Source organism: Falsiroseomonas sp. (genome assembly GCF_041690465.1).
Taxonomy (GTDB): domain Bacteria; phylum Pseudomonadota; class Alphaproteobacteria; order Acetobacterales; family Acetobacteraceae; genus Falsiroseomonas.
Window position 1 is genome coordinate 303493 of record NZ_JAWLHG010000003.1, and the last position, 14748, is coordinate 318240.

The 14748-nt window shown below is 73.3% G+C and carries 16 protein-coding genes; 7 read left to right on the plus strand and 9 right to left on the minus strand.

The features are described 5' to 3' along the window. Window positions 1-42 precede the first annotated feature (42 nt). Window positions 43-345 (minus strand): 4a-hydroxytetrahydrobiopterin dehydratase, encoded by a 303-nt coding sequence (locus ACESM1_RS05430; protein WP_372618452.1) that lies wholly within the window; start codon window positions 343-345, stop codon window positions 43-45. Window positions 346-372: 27 nt separating this feature from the next. Between ACESM1_RS05430 and ACESM1_RS05435 the strand changes: the two genes are divergently transcribed. Further along, window positions 373-792 (plus strand): metallopeptidase family protein, encoded by a 420-nt coding sequence (locus ACESM1_RS05435; RefSeq protein WP_372618453.1) that lies wholly within the window; start codon window positions 373-375, stop codon window positions 790-792. A gap of 1 nt (window position 793) precedes the next feature. Here the strand turns inward: ACESM1_RS05435 and ACESM1_RS05440 are convergent, their stop codons facing one another. Beyond that, window positions 794-1531, minus strand: coding sequence for a trypsin-like serine peptidase (locus ACESM1_RS05440; protein WP_372618455.1), 738 nt, complete (start codon window positions 1529-1531; stop codon window positions 794-796). Beyond that, window positions 1522-2238, minus strand: coding sequence for an NAD-dependent deacylase (locus ACESM1_RS05445; protein ID WP_372618457.1), 717 nt, complete (start codon window positions 2236-2238; stop codon window positions 1522-1524). The genes ACESM1_RS05440 and ACESM1_RS05445 overlap by 10 nt, the downstream gene beginning before the upstream one ends. Window positions 2239-2384: 146 nt before the next feature. Between ACESM1_RS05445 and ACESM1_RS05450 the strand changes: the two genes are divergently transcribed. Continuing rightward, window positions 2385-3683, plus strand: a complete 1299-nt coding sequence (locus ACESM1_RS05450; protein ID WP_372618459.1) for a calcium-binding protein — start codon at window positions 2385-2387, stop codon at window positions 3681-3683. 221 nt (window positions 3684-3904) lie between these two features. Here ACESM1_RS05450 and ACESM1_RS05455 read toward each other — a convergent pair whose 3' ends face one another. The 6 genes from ACESM1_RS05455 to ACESM1_RS05480 form a co-directional block, all read right to left on the minus strand. Then, a complete protein-coding gene (locus ACESM1_RS05455; RefSeq protein ID WP_372618461.1) occupies window positions 3905-4255 on the minus strand; it encodes a hypothetical protein in 351 nt (116 codons plus the stop codon). A gap of 48 nt (window positions 4256-4303) precedes the next feature. Next, the gene (locus tag ACESM1_RS05460) at window positions 4304-5425 is read right to left on the minus strand and encodes an MFS transporter (RefSeq protein WP_372618463.1); all 1122 of its coding nucleotides are present in this window, start codon (window positions 5423-5425) and stop codon (window positions 4304-4306) included. Between the two features lie 145 nt (window positions 5426-5570). Beyond that, window positions 5571-6053: a copper chaperone PCu(A)C gene (locus ACESM1_RS05465; RefSeq protein ID WP_372618465.1), complete on the minus strand. Its 483-nt coding sequence runs from the start codon at window positions 6051-6053 to the stop codon at window positions 5571-5573. Between the two features lie 42 nt (window positions 6054-6095). Then, a complete protein-coding gene (locus ACESM1_RS05470) occupies window positions 6096-6470 on the minus strand; it encodes a DUF2946 family protein (protein WP_372618467.1) in 375 nt (124 codons plus the stop codon). A gap of 42 nt (window positions 6471-6512) precedes the next feature. Beyond that, complete coding sequence (gene thpR, locus ACESM1_RS05475) at window positions 6513-7049, minus strand: RNA 2',3'-cyclic phosphodiesterase (RefSeq protein ID WP_372618469.1); 537 nt, start codon at window positions 7047-7049, stop codon at window positions 6513-6515. Window positions 7050-7085: 36 nt separating this feature from the next. Continuing rightward, entirely contained in the window at window positions 7086-7643 is a 558-nt protein-coding gene (locus tag ACESM1_RS05480; protein WP_372618471.1) for an arylesterase, read from the minus strand. Between the two features lie 136 nt (window positions 7644-7779). Here ACESM1_RS05480 and ACESM1_RS05485 point away from each other — a divergent pair, with 136 nt between their 5' ends. The 5 genes from ACESM1_RS05485 to ACESM1_RS05505 all read left to right on the plus strand — a co-directional run bounded on the left by ACESM1_RS05485 (window position 7780) and on the right by ACESM1_RS05505 (window position 14703). Beyond that, a complete protein-coding gene (locus ACESM1_RS05485; RefSeq protein ID WP_372618473.1) occupies window positions 7780-8490 on the plus strand; it encodes an ABC transporter ATP-binding protein in 711 nt (236 codons plus the stop codon). Continuing rightward, on the plus strand, window positions 8487-11003 hold the full coding sequence (locus ACESM1_RS05490) for an ABC transporter permease (protein ID WP_372618474.1): 2517 nt from the start codon (window positions 8487-8489) through the stop codon (window positions 11001-11003). Before ACESM1_RS05485 ends, ACESM1_RS05490 begins: the two co-directional genes overlap by 4 nt. A gap of 20 nt (window positions 11004-11023) precedes the next feature. Continuing rightward, a complete protein-coding gene (locus ACESM1_RS05495; RefSeq protein WP_372618476.1) occupies window positions 11024-11554 on the plus strand; it encodes a deaminase in 531 nt (176 codons plus the stop codon). Window positions 11555-11673: 119 nt separating this feature from the next. Then, window positions 11674-12477 carry a Bax inhibitor-1/YccA family protein gene (locus tag ACESM1_RS05500; RefSeq protein ID WP_372618478.1) on the plus strand — a complete coding sequence of 268 codons (804 nt, stop codon included), beginning with the start codon at window positions 11674-11676 and terminating at the stop codon, window positions 12475-12477. 237 nt (window positions 12478-12714) lie between these two features. After that, complete coding sequence (locus tag ACESM1_RS05505; protein ID WP_372618480.1) at window positions 12715-14703, plus strand: methyl-accepting chemotaxis protein; 1989 nt, start codon at window positions 12715-12717, stop codon at window positions 14701-14703. The last annotated feature ends 45 nt before the right edge of the window (window positions 14704-14748 follow it).

Consider the following 14748-nt stretch of genomic DNA (forward strand, 5'->3'; position numbering starts at 1 on the left):
CCGAGGCTATGCCGGTTCACAGCCGGCTGTCATCCGCCCGTGTCACCCGCCCCGGGGCGCCAGCAGCGCCTCGATCGCGCGCGCCAGCCGGACATCCCGCGCCGTAAGCCCGCCCGCATCATGCGTGCTCAGCACGATCTCCACCCGGTTCCACACATTCGACCATTCCGGATGGTGGTCCTGCGCCTCCGCCAGCAGGGCGACCCGCGCCATGAAGCCCCAGGCCTCCGAGAAGTCGCGGAAGCGGAAGCGGCGGCGGATGGCGTCCCGCCCCTCCACCATCTCCCATTCCGGCAGGCTGGCGGCCAGTTCGGTGCGGGCGGCTGCATCGAGCGGTTCGACCATGCCACGATTCCCTGTCTTGACGGCGCGATGCCGGTTGAGGTGGATGCGCCGATGGCCCGCTTCCACCACCCCCCGAGCCTGGAGGACATCGTCGAGATGGCCGAGCAGGCCTTCGGCGCCATCCCCAAGGAGCTGCGCGACCTGGTGCGCGGTGTCGCCATCGTGGTGGAGGAGGTGGCCGACGAGGACACCGCTGCCGAGATGGGGATCGAAAGCCCCTGGGCGCTGACCGGCCTCTACCGCGGCACGCCGATGACGCGGAAGAGCGTGCTGGACGCGCCGGTCGAGCCAGACACCATCACCCTCTACCGCGAGCCGATCCTGCTGGAATGGGTGGAGACCGGGGAGGACCTGTTCCGCCTGGTCCGCAACGTGCTGATCCACGAGATCGCCCACCATTTCGGCTTCTCGGACGAGGACATCGAGCGGCTGGAAGGCGAGGAATAGTTCACTCGAACCGCGCCACCGCCGCGGCCGGCACGGCGTAGCCGAGTGCCAGGTCGGCGCTGACCGCCGAGAGCACGCCCGCCACCGCCCAGCCCCCGCCGCCGGGCAGTTGCACCAGCAGCGGCGCGCCGCTGGCGCCGCGCGTGCCGGCGCAGTCGTGTACGATGACGGGCAGGCCCTCCGGGCCGCGCTGCACCCCGAGCACGCGGCAATCGGTGTCGGCCATCAGCACCTCCGGCCGGTCCTGCTGGTAGCCGCCGAGCATCACCGGCGTGCGTGCGGGCGGCACGGCCCGCAGCAGCGGCAGCACGCGGCGCGGATCGCCGATCCGCCTGTCGAGCGTCAGCAGCGCCCAGTCGGCGCCGGGCGGCCCGCGCCCGGCGCCATAGCCCTCGCCGATCGCGAAGGCCGTCACCCGCGCCTCGGCCGCCCATCGGCCGCGATCGTAGCCGAGCAGGAAGTGCACCGAGCGCGGCTGCACGAAGTTGCCCGTGCGCGGCGCGATCAGGCAATGCGCCGCTGTCAGCACCCGGTCCGGTGCCACCATCACGCCGGTGCACCGGCCGCCAAGCTCCGTCTGCACCCGCCCCACCGCGTCCCAGGGCGCGAGGCGGAGATTGGCCGGGCGGCGCGGATCGTCGGCGCCGACGCCCGGCAGGGGCACGACGCGCCGCACCTCCTGCCCGGTTGCCGGCGCGGCGAGCAGCAGCGCAGCCAGGACCAGGCGGCTCAGCCCCATCGGCGCAGCAGGTCCTCGACGAAGCGCGGCACGAGTTCGGTCGCGGGGCCGTGGATCGCCTCGTCGAAGTGGCCGGTCGCGGCGGAGGGCTCGAGGTTCAGCTCCACCGTGCGGGCGCGGCCGGCGACCTCGGCGACGAAGCCTGCGGCCGGATAGACCTGCGCGCTGGTGCCGATCGCGACGAACAGGCCGCAGCCCTCGAGCGCTTCGCCGATACGCTCCATCTCCAGCGGCATCTCGCCGAACCAGACGACATGCGGCCGCATCCCGCCCGCCCGGCCGCAGGCGGGGCAGGGGGTGGCGGTGGCGAGGTCCTGCGCCCAGGGCCGCACCGCGCCGCAATGCAGGCAGCGCGCCTTCATCAGCTCGCCATGCATGTGCAGCAGGCGCCGCGAGCCGGCGCGGTCGTGCAGGTCGTCCACGTTCTGGGTGACCAGCAGCAGCTCGCCCGGCCAGCGCGCATCGAGCTCCGCCAGCGCGCGATGCGCGGCATTGGGCTGCACGGCGGCATCGCGCAGCTGCGCGCGGCGCGCGTTGTAGAAGGCGTGCACCCGCACCGGGTCGCGCGCGAAGGCTTCCGGCGTGGCGACATCCTCGATGCGCAGCTTCGCCCAGATGCCGTCTGCGTCACGGAACGTCGCCAGGCCCGATTCACGGCTGATGCCGGCGCCGGTCAGGATGACGATGCTGGGCGCGCGCTCGGCCATGCCCCGCAGCAAGCGCGAGCCGCCGGCATCCGTCAACCGCCACGCCCGGCCTGTTCCCGGCGGAACAGGCCTGCCCGTTCCGTCGGCGGCATGGTTCCCCGGCACGCCGCGGACCTCTTCGCGGCCACGAGCGACGGAGACGGAAGATGGGCCTGTTCGACCCCCAGGGCACCGATGCCGACGACAACTTCACCGGCTGGCGCGCCACCGGCCTGTTCGGCGAGACGATCTTCGCCAAGGGCGGCAACAACATCGTCCGCGGCTTCGAGGGCGACGATGCCATCCTCGCCGAGGGCGGCAACGACACGCTGGATGGCGACGCGGGCAACGACTACCTGCATGGCGGCGGCGGCCAGGACCTGCTGCGCGGCGGCACCGGCAACGACACGCTCTTCGGCCACCAGGGCAACGACACCCTGTCCGGCGGCAGCGGTCACGACGTGCTGGAAGGCTTCGAGGACAACGACCGGCTGCTCGGCGGCAGCGGGCTCGACACGCTGCGCGGCGGCACGGGCAACGACTACCTCGACGGCGGCACCGACTCCGACTCGCTGCATGGCGGCGCCGGCACGGACACCATGCTGGGCGGCGACGGCAACGACACGCTGGACGGCCATGACGGCAACGACAGCATGGATGGCGGGCTCGGCGCGGACAGCATGATGGGCGGCTTCGGCAACGATGCGCTCTCGGGCGGCGACGGCAACGACAGCATGGATGGCGGCGGCAACAACGATGCGATGGGCGGCGGCGAGGGCGCCGACCGGATGTTCGGCAGCGCGGGCGCCGACACGCTGAGCGGGGAGGGCGGCAACGACCTCCTCGACGGCGGCAGCGAGAACGACCTGCTGCTCGGTGGCGCGGGCAGCGACCTGCTGCGCGGCGGCCTCGGCGCCGACACCCTGGACGGCGGCACCGAATCCGACCGGCTGGAGGGCGCGGATGGCGACGACCTGCTGCGCGGCGATTTCGGCAACGACCTGCTGCTCGGCGGCGCCGGAGCCGACATCCTGCAGGGGGGCAGCGGCTTCGACACGCTGGAGGGGGGCACGGGCCGCGACGTGCTGGCCGGCGGCGGCGGGCTCGACACCTTCGTCTGGAGCCGCCTGGTTCCCGGCTCCGCCACCAGCGACAGCGGCGTCGGCGCGCTGCGCGACGTGGTGACGGATTTCCAGGGCGGCGCATTCGGCCTGGCGGGCGACAAGCTGGACTTCTCCCGCATCGACCCGATCGCCGGCGGGCTGGACGATGCCTTCACCTTCATGGGCACCAAGGCCTTCGCGGTGGGCCCCGTACAGGGCGGGCAGATCCGCTACGAGGTGCAGGGCGGCTCCACGATCGTGCAGCTGGAAGTCACCGGCGACGGCATCGCAGACATGGAGGTGGAACTGGTCGGCGTGTTCGCCCTGCAGCAGAACGCCCTCGTCCAGGATTTCATCCTGTAGGCCGACGGCGAGGCGCGGGCGTCGGCCCGTGCCCCGCTTCCGCCGGCCTGCCGGTCACAAGCTGTCCCGGCCCGTCCTTCTCCCCATCCGCGTGTGCCCTCGTCTGGGCTTGGCGGCGCCTGGCAACCCGCGGTGCTCGCCCAGACCACCTGCCTTGGCCGCGCACCGCGCGTCGCCCCGATCCCGGCGCGTTCTTCGCGCGGTCCGGCGGGACGTCAGGGCTATCGCCTCCAGCGCAGCAGGCTCACCACCGCCCAGGTGGTGGCCACCGCGATGCCGATCGCCAGCAGCGGATGCTCGCGCGTCGCGTGGCGCAGCCGGTCCGTGGCGTCGAGTGCGGCGTCGCGGCCGCCGCGCAGATACCGCCCGCCCTCGCGCGAGGCGTCGCGCACCGCGGGACGCGCCCGGTGCTCGACCAGGTCCTCGAGCTGCGACCACAGGCGCTTCAGCTCCGCACGCGTGTCCACGCCACGCCCGCGCATATCGTGGGCGGCATGACGGCCGTATTCCTCGGTCTCGGTGCGCAGCTGCCGCGCGATACGGCGCAGGCTTTCGGGAACCGCATAGGTCATAAAGCCCTCCTTCCCGGCGATTGCACATCCTCAACGGCGGCGGCGGCATCAGGTTCGCCCCGGCGGAAGGCGGCCGATCAACCAGGCGAGCAGCAGCGCCAGCGCCAGCACCATCCAGGGCACCGCTGCCGGCGCGACCAGGTCCGCCGCCAAGCCCATCGCGCCCGGCAGCGCCGCCACCCCCGCCATCGCCGCGGCCACCTGGAAGCCGATGGCATGCACCGCCACCGGGGCGCCCAGTCGCGCCGGGGTGCGGGCCATCAGCGTCGGGTAGACCGGCGCCAGCGCGGCGGCGAGCAGCACCAGCGCCAGCCGGTCGGCCAGGCCGAGCGCGAAGGCCGCGGCGGCCAGCACCGCCACCGGCGCGGCCAGGCGCAGCAGCCGGTCGGGCCCGATCCGGTCCACCACGAAGCCGAGCCCGATCCGCGCCGCAGCCAGCCCGGCCCAGAACAGCGTCGCCGCCGCCGCACCCTCGGCCGGGCTCGCGCCGCGCGCGGCCAGCACCGTCGCCGCCCATTGGCCGGCACCGGCCTCGAGCCCGGTGTAGACGAAGAACACGCCCATCTGCAGCCGCACCGCCGGCACCCGCAGCGCGGAAAGCGCGCTGACGCGGGTCGTGGCGGGCGGCGCGCCGCCATCCCAGCGCCGCCGCGTGAGCAGGCAGGCCAGCGCCAGCGGCGCCAGCAGCAGCGCCACCGCCCCATAGCCTGCCTGCCAACCCGCTCCGGCGGCCAGCAGCCCGGCCGCCAGCGCCGGGCCGAGCGTGGCGCCGATGCCCCAGCAGGCGTGCAGCCAATTGAGGTGGCGCGGCGCGAAATGGCTGGCGGAATAGCCGTTGAGCGCCGCATCCACCGCCCCGCCGCCGAGCCCGGCCAGCAGCGCGAGCACCACGAACACCGCCCAGGGCGGCGCCAGCGCCTGGCCGCCGGCCGCCAGCGCGGTGGCCGCCAGGCTCGCCGCCAGCACGCCGCCGATGCCGAGCGCCTGGATCAGCCGCCCGGCGAGCAGCCCGGCGGCGATGTAGCCCACCGCCAACCCGGCCAGCACCAGCCCGAGGGCGGCGTTCGGCAGGCCATAATCCGGTGCGACCTCGGGCCACAGCGTCCCCGGCAGCGGGTCCGGCAGGCCGAGGCCGATGAAGGCCAGGTAGGCGAGGGCGAGAAGCGGCACCCGCCCCGCCTAGCTTGGCCTCTGCCGGCGGCCTAGCCCGCGATCGCCCTGGGTGTGCACGCCGCAGGCGGGCACGCCAGGGCGTGAATCGCCGGCTCGAAAGGGCTGGACCCGAGTTGCCCGGACACAGTCCGGGCAACTCGGTCTAGTGGCCGTGCCCCTGGGCCGGGCCCCGGGCGCCGGCGGATTCGACGTGCAGTTCCACCGTGACCTCCCCGGCGCGCTCGAACACCAGTGTCACCGGCACCCGCCCGCCGCGTTCCAGCGCGGCACCGAGCCCGATCAGCATCAGGTGCAGCCCGCCGGGGGCGAGGCGGACCTCCTGCCCTGCCGGCAGCTCGATCGCCGGCACCGGGCGCATCCGCATCACGTCGCCCTCGCGGATGTGGGTGTGCAGTTCGACCGCCCGGGCCGCCGGGCTGCGCGCCGCGACGATGCGGTCCGCTTCGCTGCCGGTGTTGCGGATCGTCATGAATCCGGCCCCCGTTCCGCCGGCGCGCATGGCACGGCTCCAGGCGGCGCTGATGCGCAACGGGCCGGCGGCGACCTCCTGCGCGCGGGCCGGGGCGGCGAGAACAAGGCTGATCGCCGCGCCGATGGCGGCGCGGCGTGAACAGGCAAAGGACATGAAGGGACTTCCTGGATCCGGGTGTCGAACGGTGTGGGCGGATCAGGAGGTCGGCGGCGGCGCCCTTGGCTGGCAGGAGCGCGGCGGCGTCGGCCCTGGTGCCGGCGAGGAAGGCCGCGGCGGATCGGCGCTCTGCGCCAGCAGCACCGGTGGCGCCAACGTGACCGGCGGTGCCGGCAGCGCCGCCGCGGCCGGACCTTGGCAGGCCGGGCACAGGCCCGCGGCCGCGACATGCCCGGGGTCGTGCCCATGCTCTTCCAACGGCAGCGCGACCTGGCGCAGCCCCTCGGTGGTGCAGATCTCCACCGCCAGCGTCGCCGCGGGCGCGGCCAGCTTCAGGCAATGGGCGAAGGCCGTGCCCCATTGCAGCAGCAACAGGGTGGCGAGCAGCGCGGTCAGCAGGGGGCGGTTGCGCACGGCCGCCACGCTATCACCGCCACAACGGAGAGGGGAAGCGGATCATGCGAGCTCGTACTCCACCTCCGGCACGTAATGCGCCGCCTCCTTCCCCAGGTGGGAGGAGAACAGGGTGAAATGCTCCACCGGCACCGGCGGCAGGCGGAACAGCGCATGGGTCTGGATGAAGGAGATCAGCTTGAGCGTGTCCGCCCGGTCGGTGCGCGCCAGGGTGACATGCGGCGCGAAGCGGCGCCGCTCCGGCTCCAGCCCGGTGCGCTGCAGCGCGGTCTCCACCTTGGCCTGCAGTCGCGAAAGCCCCTCCGACCGCTCGGCCGGCACGTAGAGCGACTGGATGCGCCCGCCCTTCTCGAAGGTGCCGATGCCGGCCAGCGCCAGTTCGAAGCGTGGCGCGCGGATGGCGGCCAGCGCGGCGTCCACCTCCTCCGCGCGCCAGGGCTCGATCTCGCCGATGAAGCGCAGGGTGAGGTGGTAGTTCTCCGGCGGCACCCAGCGCGCGCCCGGGATGCCGCCCGCCAGCGCGGCCAGTTGGGTCTTCACCAGGGCGGGCAGGGCGAGGGCGACGAACAATCGAAGCATGGCGGGTCGCTCCTGCGATTCGGGCCTTCGGCCGGCTCAGCCTGAGGCAGGAACGCGCACCCGGTCCAGCAGGGTTTCGATGAAAGGCAGCATCCGTTGCGCAATGAGGTCGGCGCCTTCCGCGCTGGGGTGGATGCGGTCGGGCTGATTCAGCGCCGGGTCGCCGGCCACGCCGTCGAGCAGGAAGGGATAGAACACGACGTCCGGATTCTCGCGCGAAAGGCTCTCGAACACCTCCGTGAACTCGCGGCCGTAGTCGCGGCCGAGGTTGGGCGGCGCCATCATCCCGGCCAGCAGCACCGGGGTGTCGCGCTGCGCCAGCGTGTCCAGGATGGCCGCGAGGTTCGCCTTCATCTGCGCCGGCGTCAGGCCGCGCAGCGCATCGTTGCCGCCGAGCGCCACGATCACCGCATGCGGCCGGTCGGCCAGCGCCCAGGCCAGCCGCGCCCGCCCGCCGGCGGAGGTATCGCCGGAGACGCCGGCATCGATCACCCGCACGTTCCGCCCCGCCTGGCGCAGTCGCGCCTGGATGCGCGCCGGCAGGCCCTCCGGCCGGGCCAGCCCGTAGCCGGCGGTGATGGAATCGCCGAGCATGAGCAGGCGGATTTCCTCGCCCGGCCCCGCCTGTGCCCGTGCGCCTTTCGTTCCGGCGAGCAACAGTCCGAAACCGGCGGCTGCCTTTCGCAGCGCGGCACGGCGACCATATCTGCCCGGCAAGCCGGAGAGACCCGTGACAGAAAAGCCGCCCAGCCTGATCGCCGCCCAGGGGCTCGTCTTCACCGCCGCCGCCGCCTCTGGCCCCGTGCAGGTGCTGCGGGGGGTGGATCTGGCCGTGGGCGCGGGGGAGGCGGTGGGGATCGTCGGACCTTCGGGTTCGGGCAAGACCTCGCTCCTGATGCTGCTGGCCGGGCTCGAGAAGCCGACCGCCGGGCGTCTGATGGTGGCGGGGCGGGACCTCGGCGCGCTGGACGAGGATGCGCTGGCCCGCTTCCGCCGCGATGAGATTGGGATCGTCTTCCAGGCCTTCCACCTCGTTCCCACCATGACGGCGCTGGAGAATGTCGCCATCCCGCTGGAATTCGCCGGCCGCCGCGACGCCTTCGACCGTGCCGCTGCGGCGCTCACCGAGGTCGGCCTCGGCCACCGGCTGGAGCATTATCCCGGCCAGCTTTCCGGCGGCGAGCAGCAGCGCGTGGCGCTGGCCCGCGCAGTGGTGGCGGAGCCGCGGCTGATCCTGGCCGACGAGCCGACCGGCAACCTCGACCGCACCACCGGCGCGACGGTGATGGACCTGCTGTTCGGCCTGCGCGCGCGGCTGGGCACCACGCTGCTGCTGATCACCCACGACCCGGCGCTGGCCGAGCGCTGCGGCCGCCAGGTGCGGATCGAGGACGGGCTGATCGTCAGCGACACCCCGGCGATGCGGCTGGCGGCGGAATGACCTCCCACCTCCTGCAGGGCTGGCGCCTGGCCCGGCGTGAGCTGCGCGGCGGCCTGAAGTCGCTGCGCATCGTGCTGGCCTGCCTCGCGCTTGGCGTGGCGGCGATCGCCGCGGTGGGCACGCTGCGCGCCGCCACCGAGGCCGGGCTGCAGGCCGACGGCGCGAGGCTGCTCGGCGGCGACATCGAGGTGGAGACCAACCAGCGCGCCCTGCCGCAGGCGGCCAAGGATTGGGCGACGGCGCGCGGCGCCATCCTCTCCGAAGTCATCGAGATGCGCGCCATGGCCGTCGCGCCCTCCGGCGAGCGCGCGCTGGTGGAGCTGAAGGCGGTGGACGGCGCCTATCCGCTGTTCGGCGAGTTGGTGCTGGCACCAGCCGGCGCGACCCTGGCGCCCCGCGATGGCCGCCACGGGGTCGCACTCGAAGCCTCGGTGGTGGAGCGGCTGGGGCTGCGGCCGGGCGACCCCGTCCGCCTCGGCGAGGCCACCTTCACCTTCGTCGGCGTGGTGGCGAACGAGCCCGACCGCATCGCCAGCCCCGCCGTGCTGGGGCCGCGCGCCCTGGCGCTGGCCTCCGCGGTGCCCGAGACCGGGCTGATCCAGCCCGGCTCGCTGTTCGACTACGACACCCGCGTCCGCCTGCCCCCCGGCACCGATCCGCGCCGCTTCGCCGAGGACTGGCAGGCGGCGCATGGCGATGGCGGCTGGCGGGTGCGGTTCGCCGGCGAGGCGGAACCCCGCGTCAGCCGCTTCCTCGACCGCGCCGCCTCCTTCCTGACGCTGGCGGGGCTCACCGCGCTGCTGGTCGGCGGCATCGGGGTCGCGACCGGTGTGCGCGCCTGGCTGGAGGCGCGCGGGCGCACCATTGCCACGCTCCGCTGCCTCGGCGCGCCGGCCGGCACCATCCTGGCGACCTACCTGATCCAGGTGATGGTGCTGGCGGTGCTCGGCACCGTCATCGGGCTGGTGGCGGGCTTCGGCCTGACCTGGCTCGCGGCGCAGGCGCTTGAAGGCGCGTTGCCGGTGCCGCCGCGCTTCGGCATCTACCCGGCGGAGCTCGCGCTCGCCGCGCTCTACGGGCTGCTGACGGCGCTGGCCTTCGCGCTGTGGCCGCTCGGCCGGGCGCAGCGCATTCCCGGCGCGGCGCTGTTCCGCGACACCGTGACCGCGACGCCCGGCTGGCCCTCGCGCGGGCTGGTGCTGACCAACATCGCCGCGGCGCTGGCGCTGGCGGTGCTGGTGGTGGCCACCGCCGAGCAGCCGCGCTTCGCCATGGGCTTCGTCGCCGGCGCGGCGGCGACGCTCCTGCTGTTCCGCCTCGGCGCCACGCTGCTGATGCGCGCCGCGCGGGCCTTCCGCCATGTCCGCCGCCCGGCCTGGCGCCTCGGCCTGGCCAACCTGCACCGGCCGGGCGCGCCGACGCCGATCATGCTGGTGGCACTCGGCATCGGGCTGACCACGCTGGCCGCGATCGCCACCATCGAGGGCAATCTGCGCCGGCAGATCACCGAGCAGCTGCCGGACGCCGCACCCTCCTTCTTCTTCATCGACATTCAGAACGAGCAGGCCCGGGAGTTCGACCGCATCGCGCAGGCGCAGCCCGGGGTGGCCGAGGTGAAGCGCGCGCCCTCGCTGCGCGCGCGCGTCGTCGTGGTGGACGGCGTGCCGGCCGAGCAGCTCACGGTGCGCGAGGACACGCGCTGGGCGCTGCGCGGCGACCGCGGCCTGACCTATGCCGCGACGCCGCCCGAGGGCACCCGGCTGGTGGCCGGCGAGTGGTGGCCGGCGGATTACGACGGCCCGCCGCTGCTCTCCTTCGACGCCAACATCGCCGAGGGCTGGGGGATCGGCCTCGGCTCGGTGATCACGGTGAACGTGCTCGGCCGCGACATCGACCTGAAGATCGCCTCGCTGCGGGAGATCCAGTGGCGCGGGCTCGGCATCAACTACGTCATGGTCGCCTCGCCCGGCCTGCTGGAGGCGGCGCCGCACACCCACATCGCCACCGTGCGCAGCACGCCGGAGACCGAGACGGGCGTGCTGCGCGCCATCACCGACGCCTTCCCCAACGTCTCCGGCATCCGCGTGCGCGATGCGCTGGAGGCGGTGGCGGGGCTGCTCTCGCGCGTCGGCGTGGCGCTGCAGGCAACCTCCTCGGTCACGCTGCTGGCGGGGATGCTGGTGCTGGCGGGCGCGGTGGCGGCCGGGCAGCGGCGACGGGTGCGCGATGCGGTCGTGTTGAAGACCGTCGGCGCCACGCGCTCCCAGATCCGCGCCGCCTGGCTGGTGGAGTTCGGCATCCTCGGGCTGGTGGCGGGGCTGCTGGCGGCGGCGGCGGGCTCGGCGGCCTCCTGGGCGGTGGTGCGCTTCGTCATGCGCGGCGAGTGGGTGTTCCTGCCCGGCACGCTGGCCGTGGTGGTGGCGGGGTGCGTGGTGCTGACGCTGGGCTTCGGCTATGTCGGCACGGCGCTGGCGCTGCGCGTCCGCCCGGCGCCGCTGTTGCGCAATGAATGAACAAGGCGTTGGATCCGCGGATGGACGACTCCGCCCCCGACGACGCCGCCCCGGACGACACCGGCGAATCGGATGACACCCATCTGCGCCACGCCTTTGCCCTCGCGGCCAAGGCACGGGCGCGGGGAGACCGCCCTTTCGCGGCAGTGATCGTCGCGGAGGACGGCACCACCCTCGCCGAGGGCCTCTCGACCCAGGGAACGGGCGGCGGCGGAACCCTGGCGCATTCCGAGATGAATGCCTGCCAGGCGGTGATTGCCGCCGGCATTCCCCGCCCTCGGCTGCGTCGCGCCACCATCTATTCCTCGGGCGAGCCCTGCGCCATGTGCGCCGCGGCGATCTTCTACACCGGGATCGGGCGGGTCGTTTACGGCCTCTCGGCCGCCGCGATCCTGCATCTGCGCAACGCGCAGCCGCACACCGCCGGTCTCTCGCTCTCCTGCCGCGAGGTGCTGGCAAGCGCGGCCGAGCCGGTGGAGGTGGTCGGCCCCTGCCTCGAAGCCGAAGGCGCCCAGCCGCATGCGGGCTACTGGCAACAGGACGCCGCCTGATCTCGCGCATCGTGAAACGAATGTGAGACCCCGGTTGATCCGGATTACGAAAACTCCATATAATGCACGACGCCGGGACGGCCTTCCCACCCTCGTCCCGCCGGGAGGATGAACTGACCATGGCTATCGGTCCCGACAACCGCTTCCAGACGGGCGGCTCGGCCTGGACGCAGCCCTTCGGGCGGTCCGCGGCCGTTGACTCCGCCCAGCTCGATGAGGGGCTGCGGACGTATATGCTGCGGGTCTACAACTGGATGGCCTCCGGCCTCCTGTTGACCGGCATCGTCGCCTTCCTCATCGCCAGCAATCCCAGCATCGCCAGCATGTTCTACGAGGTGGTGCGCACCCCGCGCGGCAATGCGGTGGTACCGACGATCCTCGGCTGGGTCGCGATGTTCTCCCCGCTCGCCTTCATCCTGGTGCTGAGCTTCGGCATCAACCGGATGAGCAAGACGACGGCGCAGGCGCTGTTCTGGGCCTTCTGCGCGGTGATGGGCGCGTCGATGTCGAACATCTTCGCGATCTACACCGGCGCCTCGATCGCCTCGACCTTCTTCATCACGGCGTCGATGTTCGCGGCGGTCAGCCTGTACGGCTACACCACCAAGGCGGACCTCACGAAGCTCGGCTCCTTCATGCTGATGGGCCTGATCGGCATCATCATCGCGAGCGTGGTGAACATCTTCATCGGCAGCTCGGCGCTGCAGTTCGCCATCAGTGTGATCGGTGTGGTCGTGTTCGTCGGCCTCACGGCCTACGACACCCAGCGGATCAAGGCGGACTACATCGAGCACGCCTACGCGGAGGGCACGGAGCTGGCGGGCAAGCGGAGCGTCTTCGACGCGCTCGGCCTCTACCTGAACTTCGTCAACCTGTTCCAGCTGCTGCTGCAGTTCATGGGCGTGCGGCAGAACAGCGAGTGAGCCTCGCGGCCCGGCCGGCCCGAAAGGGTGAACCGGGCACGAAGAATCGCTGAAGCGCCTGTCATGCGGACCCCGGGGGGCAACCTCCGGGGTTTGTTTTGTGCGCGGATCGCTGTCGCGCATGTAACCTTGTTGTCACACTTTCACGGTGAGATGGCCTGAGACGGCCGCCCCCCGGCGGGCAGGCCCGGCTCAACTGGCAGCCGCGCCAAGCGGAGCCCATGGAAGGCAAGGCACATGCGCAACAACGGACCAGTGACCGATCGCGAGATCCTGCTGCCCGAAACCGAGATGCTGGTGTCGCACACCGATCCCGGCGGGCGGATCAGCTTCTGCAACCACGAATTCGTCCGCATCAGCGGCTTCGACGGCGCGGAACTCACCGGAGCGCCGCACAACATCGTCCGCCATCCCGACATGCCGCAGCAGGCCTTCCGCAACCTCTGGGAGACGATCAAGGCCGGCAAGGTCTGGGAAGGGCTGGTGAAGAACCGCACCAAATCGGGTGACTTCTACTGGGTGCGCGCGAATGTCACGCCGGTGATCGAGGCCGGCCAGTTGCAGGGCTTCCTCTCCATCCGTGTCAAGCCCGAACGCGCCGAGGTGGAGCGCGCCGCCGCCGCCTATGCCCGCTTCCGTGCCGGCACCGCCGGCGGGCTCGCATTGCGAGAAGGCGAGATCGTCTCGACCAGCCCGATGGCCAGGCTCGGCCGCGCCTGGCGCAGCGTCACCGGCCGCCTGGCGCTGGCGGGGGCGAGCTTCGCCGCGACGCTCGGAACCCTGGACTGGCTTGGCGCGGCCGGGGCGCCGGTGGCGGCGCAGCTGGCTGTCTCGGCGCTCGGCCTGGGCCTGTCGGGCACCCTGGGCTGGCTCGCCCTCGCGCTGATGCGCGCCTCGTTGGCCGAGTTGCAGCGCTGCTTCGCCATGGTGGCGGATGGCGACTACCACACGAAGATCCCGGCGCCCCCCGCCGCGGAGTTCCACGACGTCGTCATGCGGCTGCGCGGCATGCGCGCGAAGCTCGGCTACACCGTGCAGGAGCGGGCCGAGAGCGAGCGTGCCGCCGCCCTGGACCGCAAGGGCGCGATCGCCGACATGGCCGAGCGCATCGAAGGCTCCGCGCGGCAGGCGATGGAGGCGATCAGCGCACGCACCGCCGAGATGGCGCGGGAGGCGGACGGGATGGCGGCGGCGGTCACGCAGGTCCGCCACGGCGCCGAAGGCGCCTCGGACGGCGCGCGCGAGGCCCTGGCCAATGTGCAGGCGGTCGCCGCCGCCACCGAGCAGCTCGCCGCGTCGGTGCGCGAGATCACCGAGCAGGCGGCGCGCGCCGGCACCGCCACGCAGCGCGCGGTGGAGCAGAGCGAGCGCAGCCAGGCGACGATCCGCGCCCTCTCGGCCTCGCTCGGCAAGGTGGAGGAGGTGGTGCAGCTGATCCGTCGCATCGCCGAGCAGACCAACCTGCTGGCGCTGAACGCCACCATCGAGGCGGCGCGCGCCGGCGAGGCCGGCAAGGGCTTCGCCGTGGTCGCGGGCGAGGTGAAGGAGCTCGCCACCCAGACGGCGCGCTCCACGGAAGAGATCACCCGCCACATCGGCGAGATCCTGAACGGCAGCCGGGCGGCGGTGGCGGCGGTGGACGGCATTGGCCAGAGCATCGCGGAGATCTGCGGCGTCTCCTCCTCCATCGCCGCGGCGATGGAACAGCAGGCCGCGGCGACGCAGGAGATCGCGCGCAACGTCGCCGGCAGCAGTGCGGCGGTCGGCCAGGCCAGCAGCAGGGCGCAGGAGGTGCAGCAGGCCGCGCAAGGCGCCGGCGCGCTCGCCGAGGCGGTGCGCGGCGGCAGCGAGCAGGTGGACAGGGAGGTCGGCGCCATGCGCGGCGCGCTGGTGGAGCTGGTCCGAACCTCCATGGCGGATGCCGACCGGCGGTCCGAGCCGCGCCTTGCGGTGCAGCAGGCCTGCACCGTCCAGGCCGGCGCGGCACGGCACGAGGCATCGCTGCTGAACGTCTCGGGGCATGGCTGCCTGGTGGCGGGGCTGCCCGGCCTCGCGAACGGCAGCGCGCTGACGCTGACGGTCGCGGGCTGGGGGATCACCGCACCCTTCCGGGTGAGCGGGGCGAGCGCACGGGGCCTGCACCTGGCGCTTGCGGACGGGCAGGGTGCCGAGGGCTGGACCGCACAGGTCGCGCGGCTCATCGCCGGCGGCCGGCAGGCGGCGTAGCCGGCAGGGGCAGGCGCAGGGCGGGCCGGGGCCGGCGCCCTGCGC

Bases quoted from the DNA above. Each gene is read 5' to 3' on its own strand.
- ACESM1_RS05480 (WP_372618471.1), bottom strand. From the start codon at position 7,643: ATGCTCGGCGATTCCATCACCGCCGGCTACGGGCTGGCCCGGCCGGAG.
- ACESM1_RS05505 (WP_372618480.1), top strand. From the start codon at position 12,715: ATGCGCAACAACGGACCAGTGACCGATCGCGAGATCCTGCTGCCCGAA.
- ACESM1_RS05495 (WP_372618476.1), top strand. From the start codon at position 11,024: ATGGACGACTCCGCCCCCGACGACGCCGCCCCGGACGACACCGGCGAA.
- ACESM1_RS05465 (WP_372618465.1), bottom strand. From the start codon at position 6,053: ATGTCCTTTGCCTGTTCACGCCGCGCCGCCATCGGCGCGGCGATCAGC.
- ACESM1_RS05440 (WP_372618455.1), bottom strand. From the start codon at position 1,531: ATGGGGCTGAGCCGCCTGGTCCTGGCTGCGCTGCTGCTCGCCGCGCCG.
- ACESM1_RS05430 (WP_372618452.1), bottom strand. From the start codon at position 345: ATGGTCGAACCGCTCGATGCAGCCGCCCGCACCGAACTGGCCGCCAGC.
- ACESM1_RS05500 (WP_372618478.1), top strand. From the start codon at position 11,674: ATGGCTATCGGTCCCGACAACCGCTTCCAGACGGGCGGCTCGGCCTGG.
- ACESM1_RS05455 (WP_372618461.1), bottom strand. From the start codon at position 4,255: ATGACCTATGCGGTTCCCGAAAGCCTGCGCCGTATCGCGCGGCAGCTG.
- ACESM1_RS05450 (WP_372618459.1), top strand. From the start codon at position 2,385: ATGGGCCTGTTCGACCCCCAGGGCACCGATGCCGACGACAACTTCACC.
- ACESM1_RS05435 (WP_372618453.1), top strand. From the start codon at position 373: ATGCCGGTTGAGGTGGATGCGCCGATGGCCCGCTTCCACCACCCCCCG.
- ACESM1_RS05445 (WP_372618457.1), bottom strand. From the start codon at position 2,238: ATGGCCGAGCGCGCGCCCAGCATCGTCATCCTGACCGGCGCCGGCATC.
- ACESM1_RS05490 (WP_372618474.1), top strand. From the start codon at position 8,487: ATGACCTCCCACCTCCTGCAGGGCTGGCGCCTGGCCCGGCGTGAGCTG.
- thpR (WP_372618469.1), bottom strand. From the start codon at position 7,049: ATGCTTCGATTGTTCGTCGCCCTCGCCCTGCCCGCCCTGGTGAAGACC.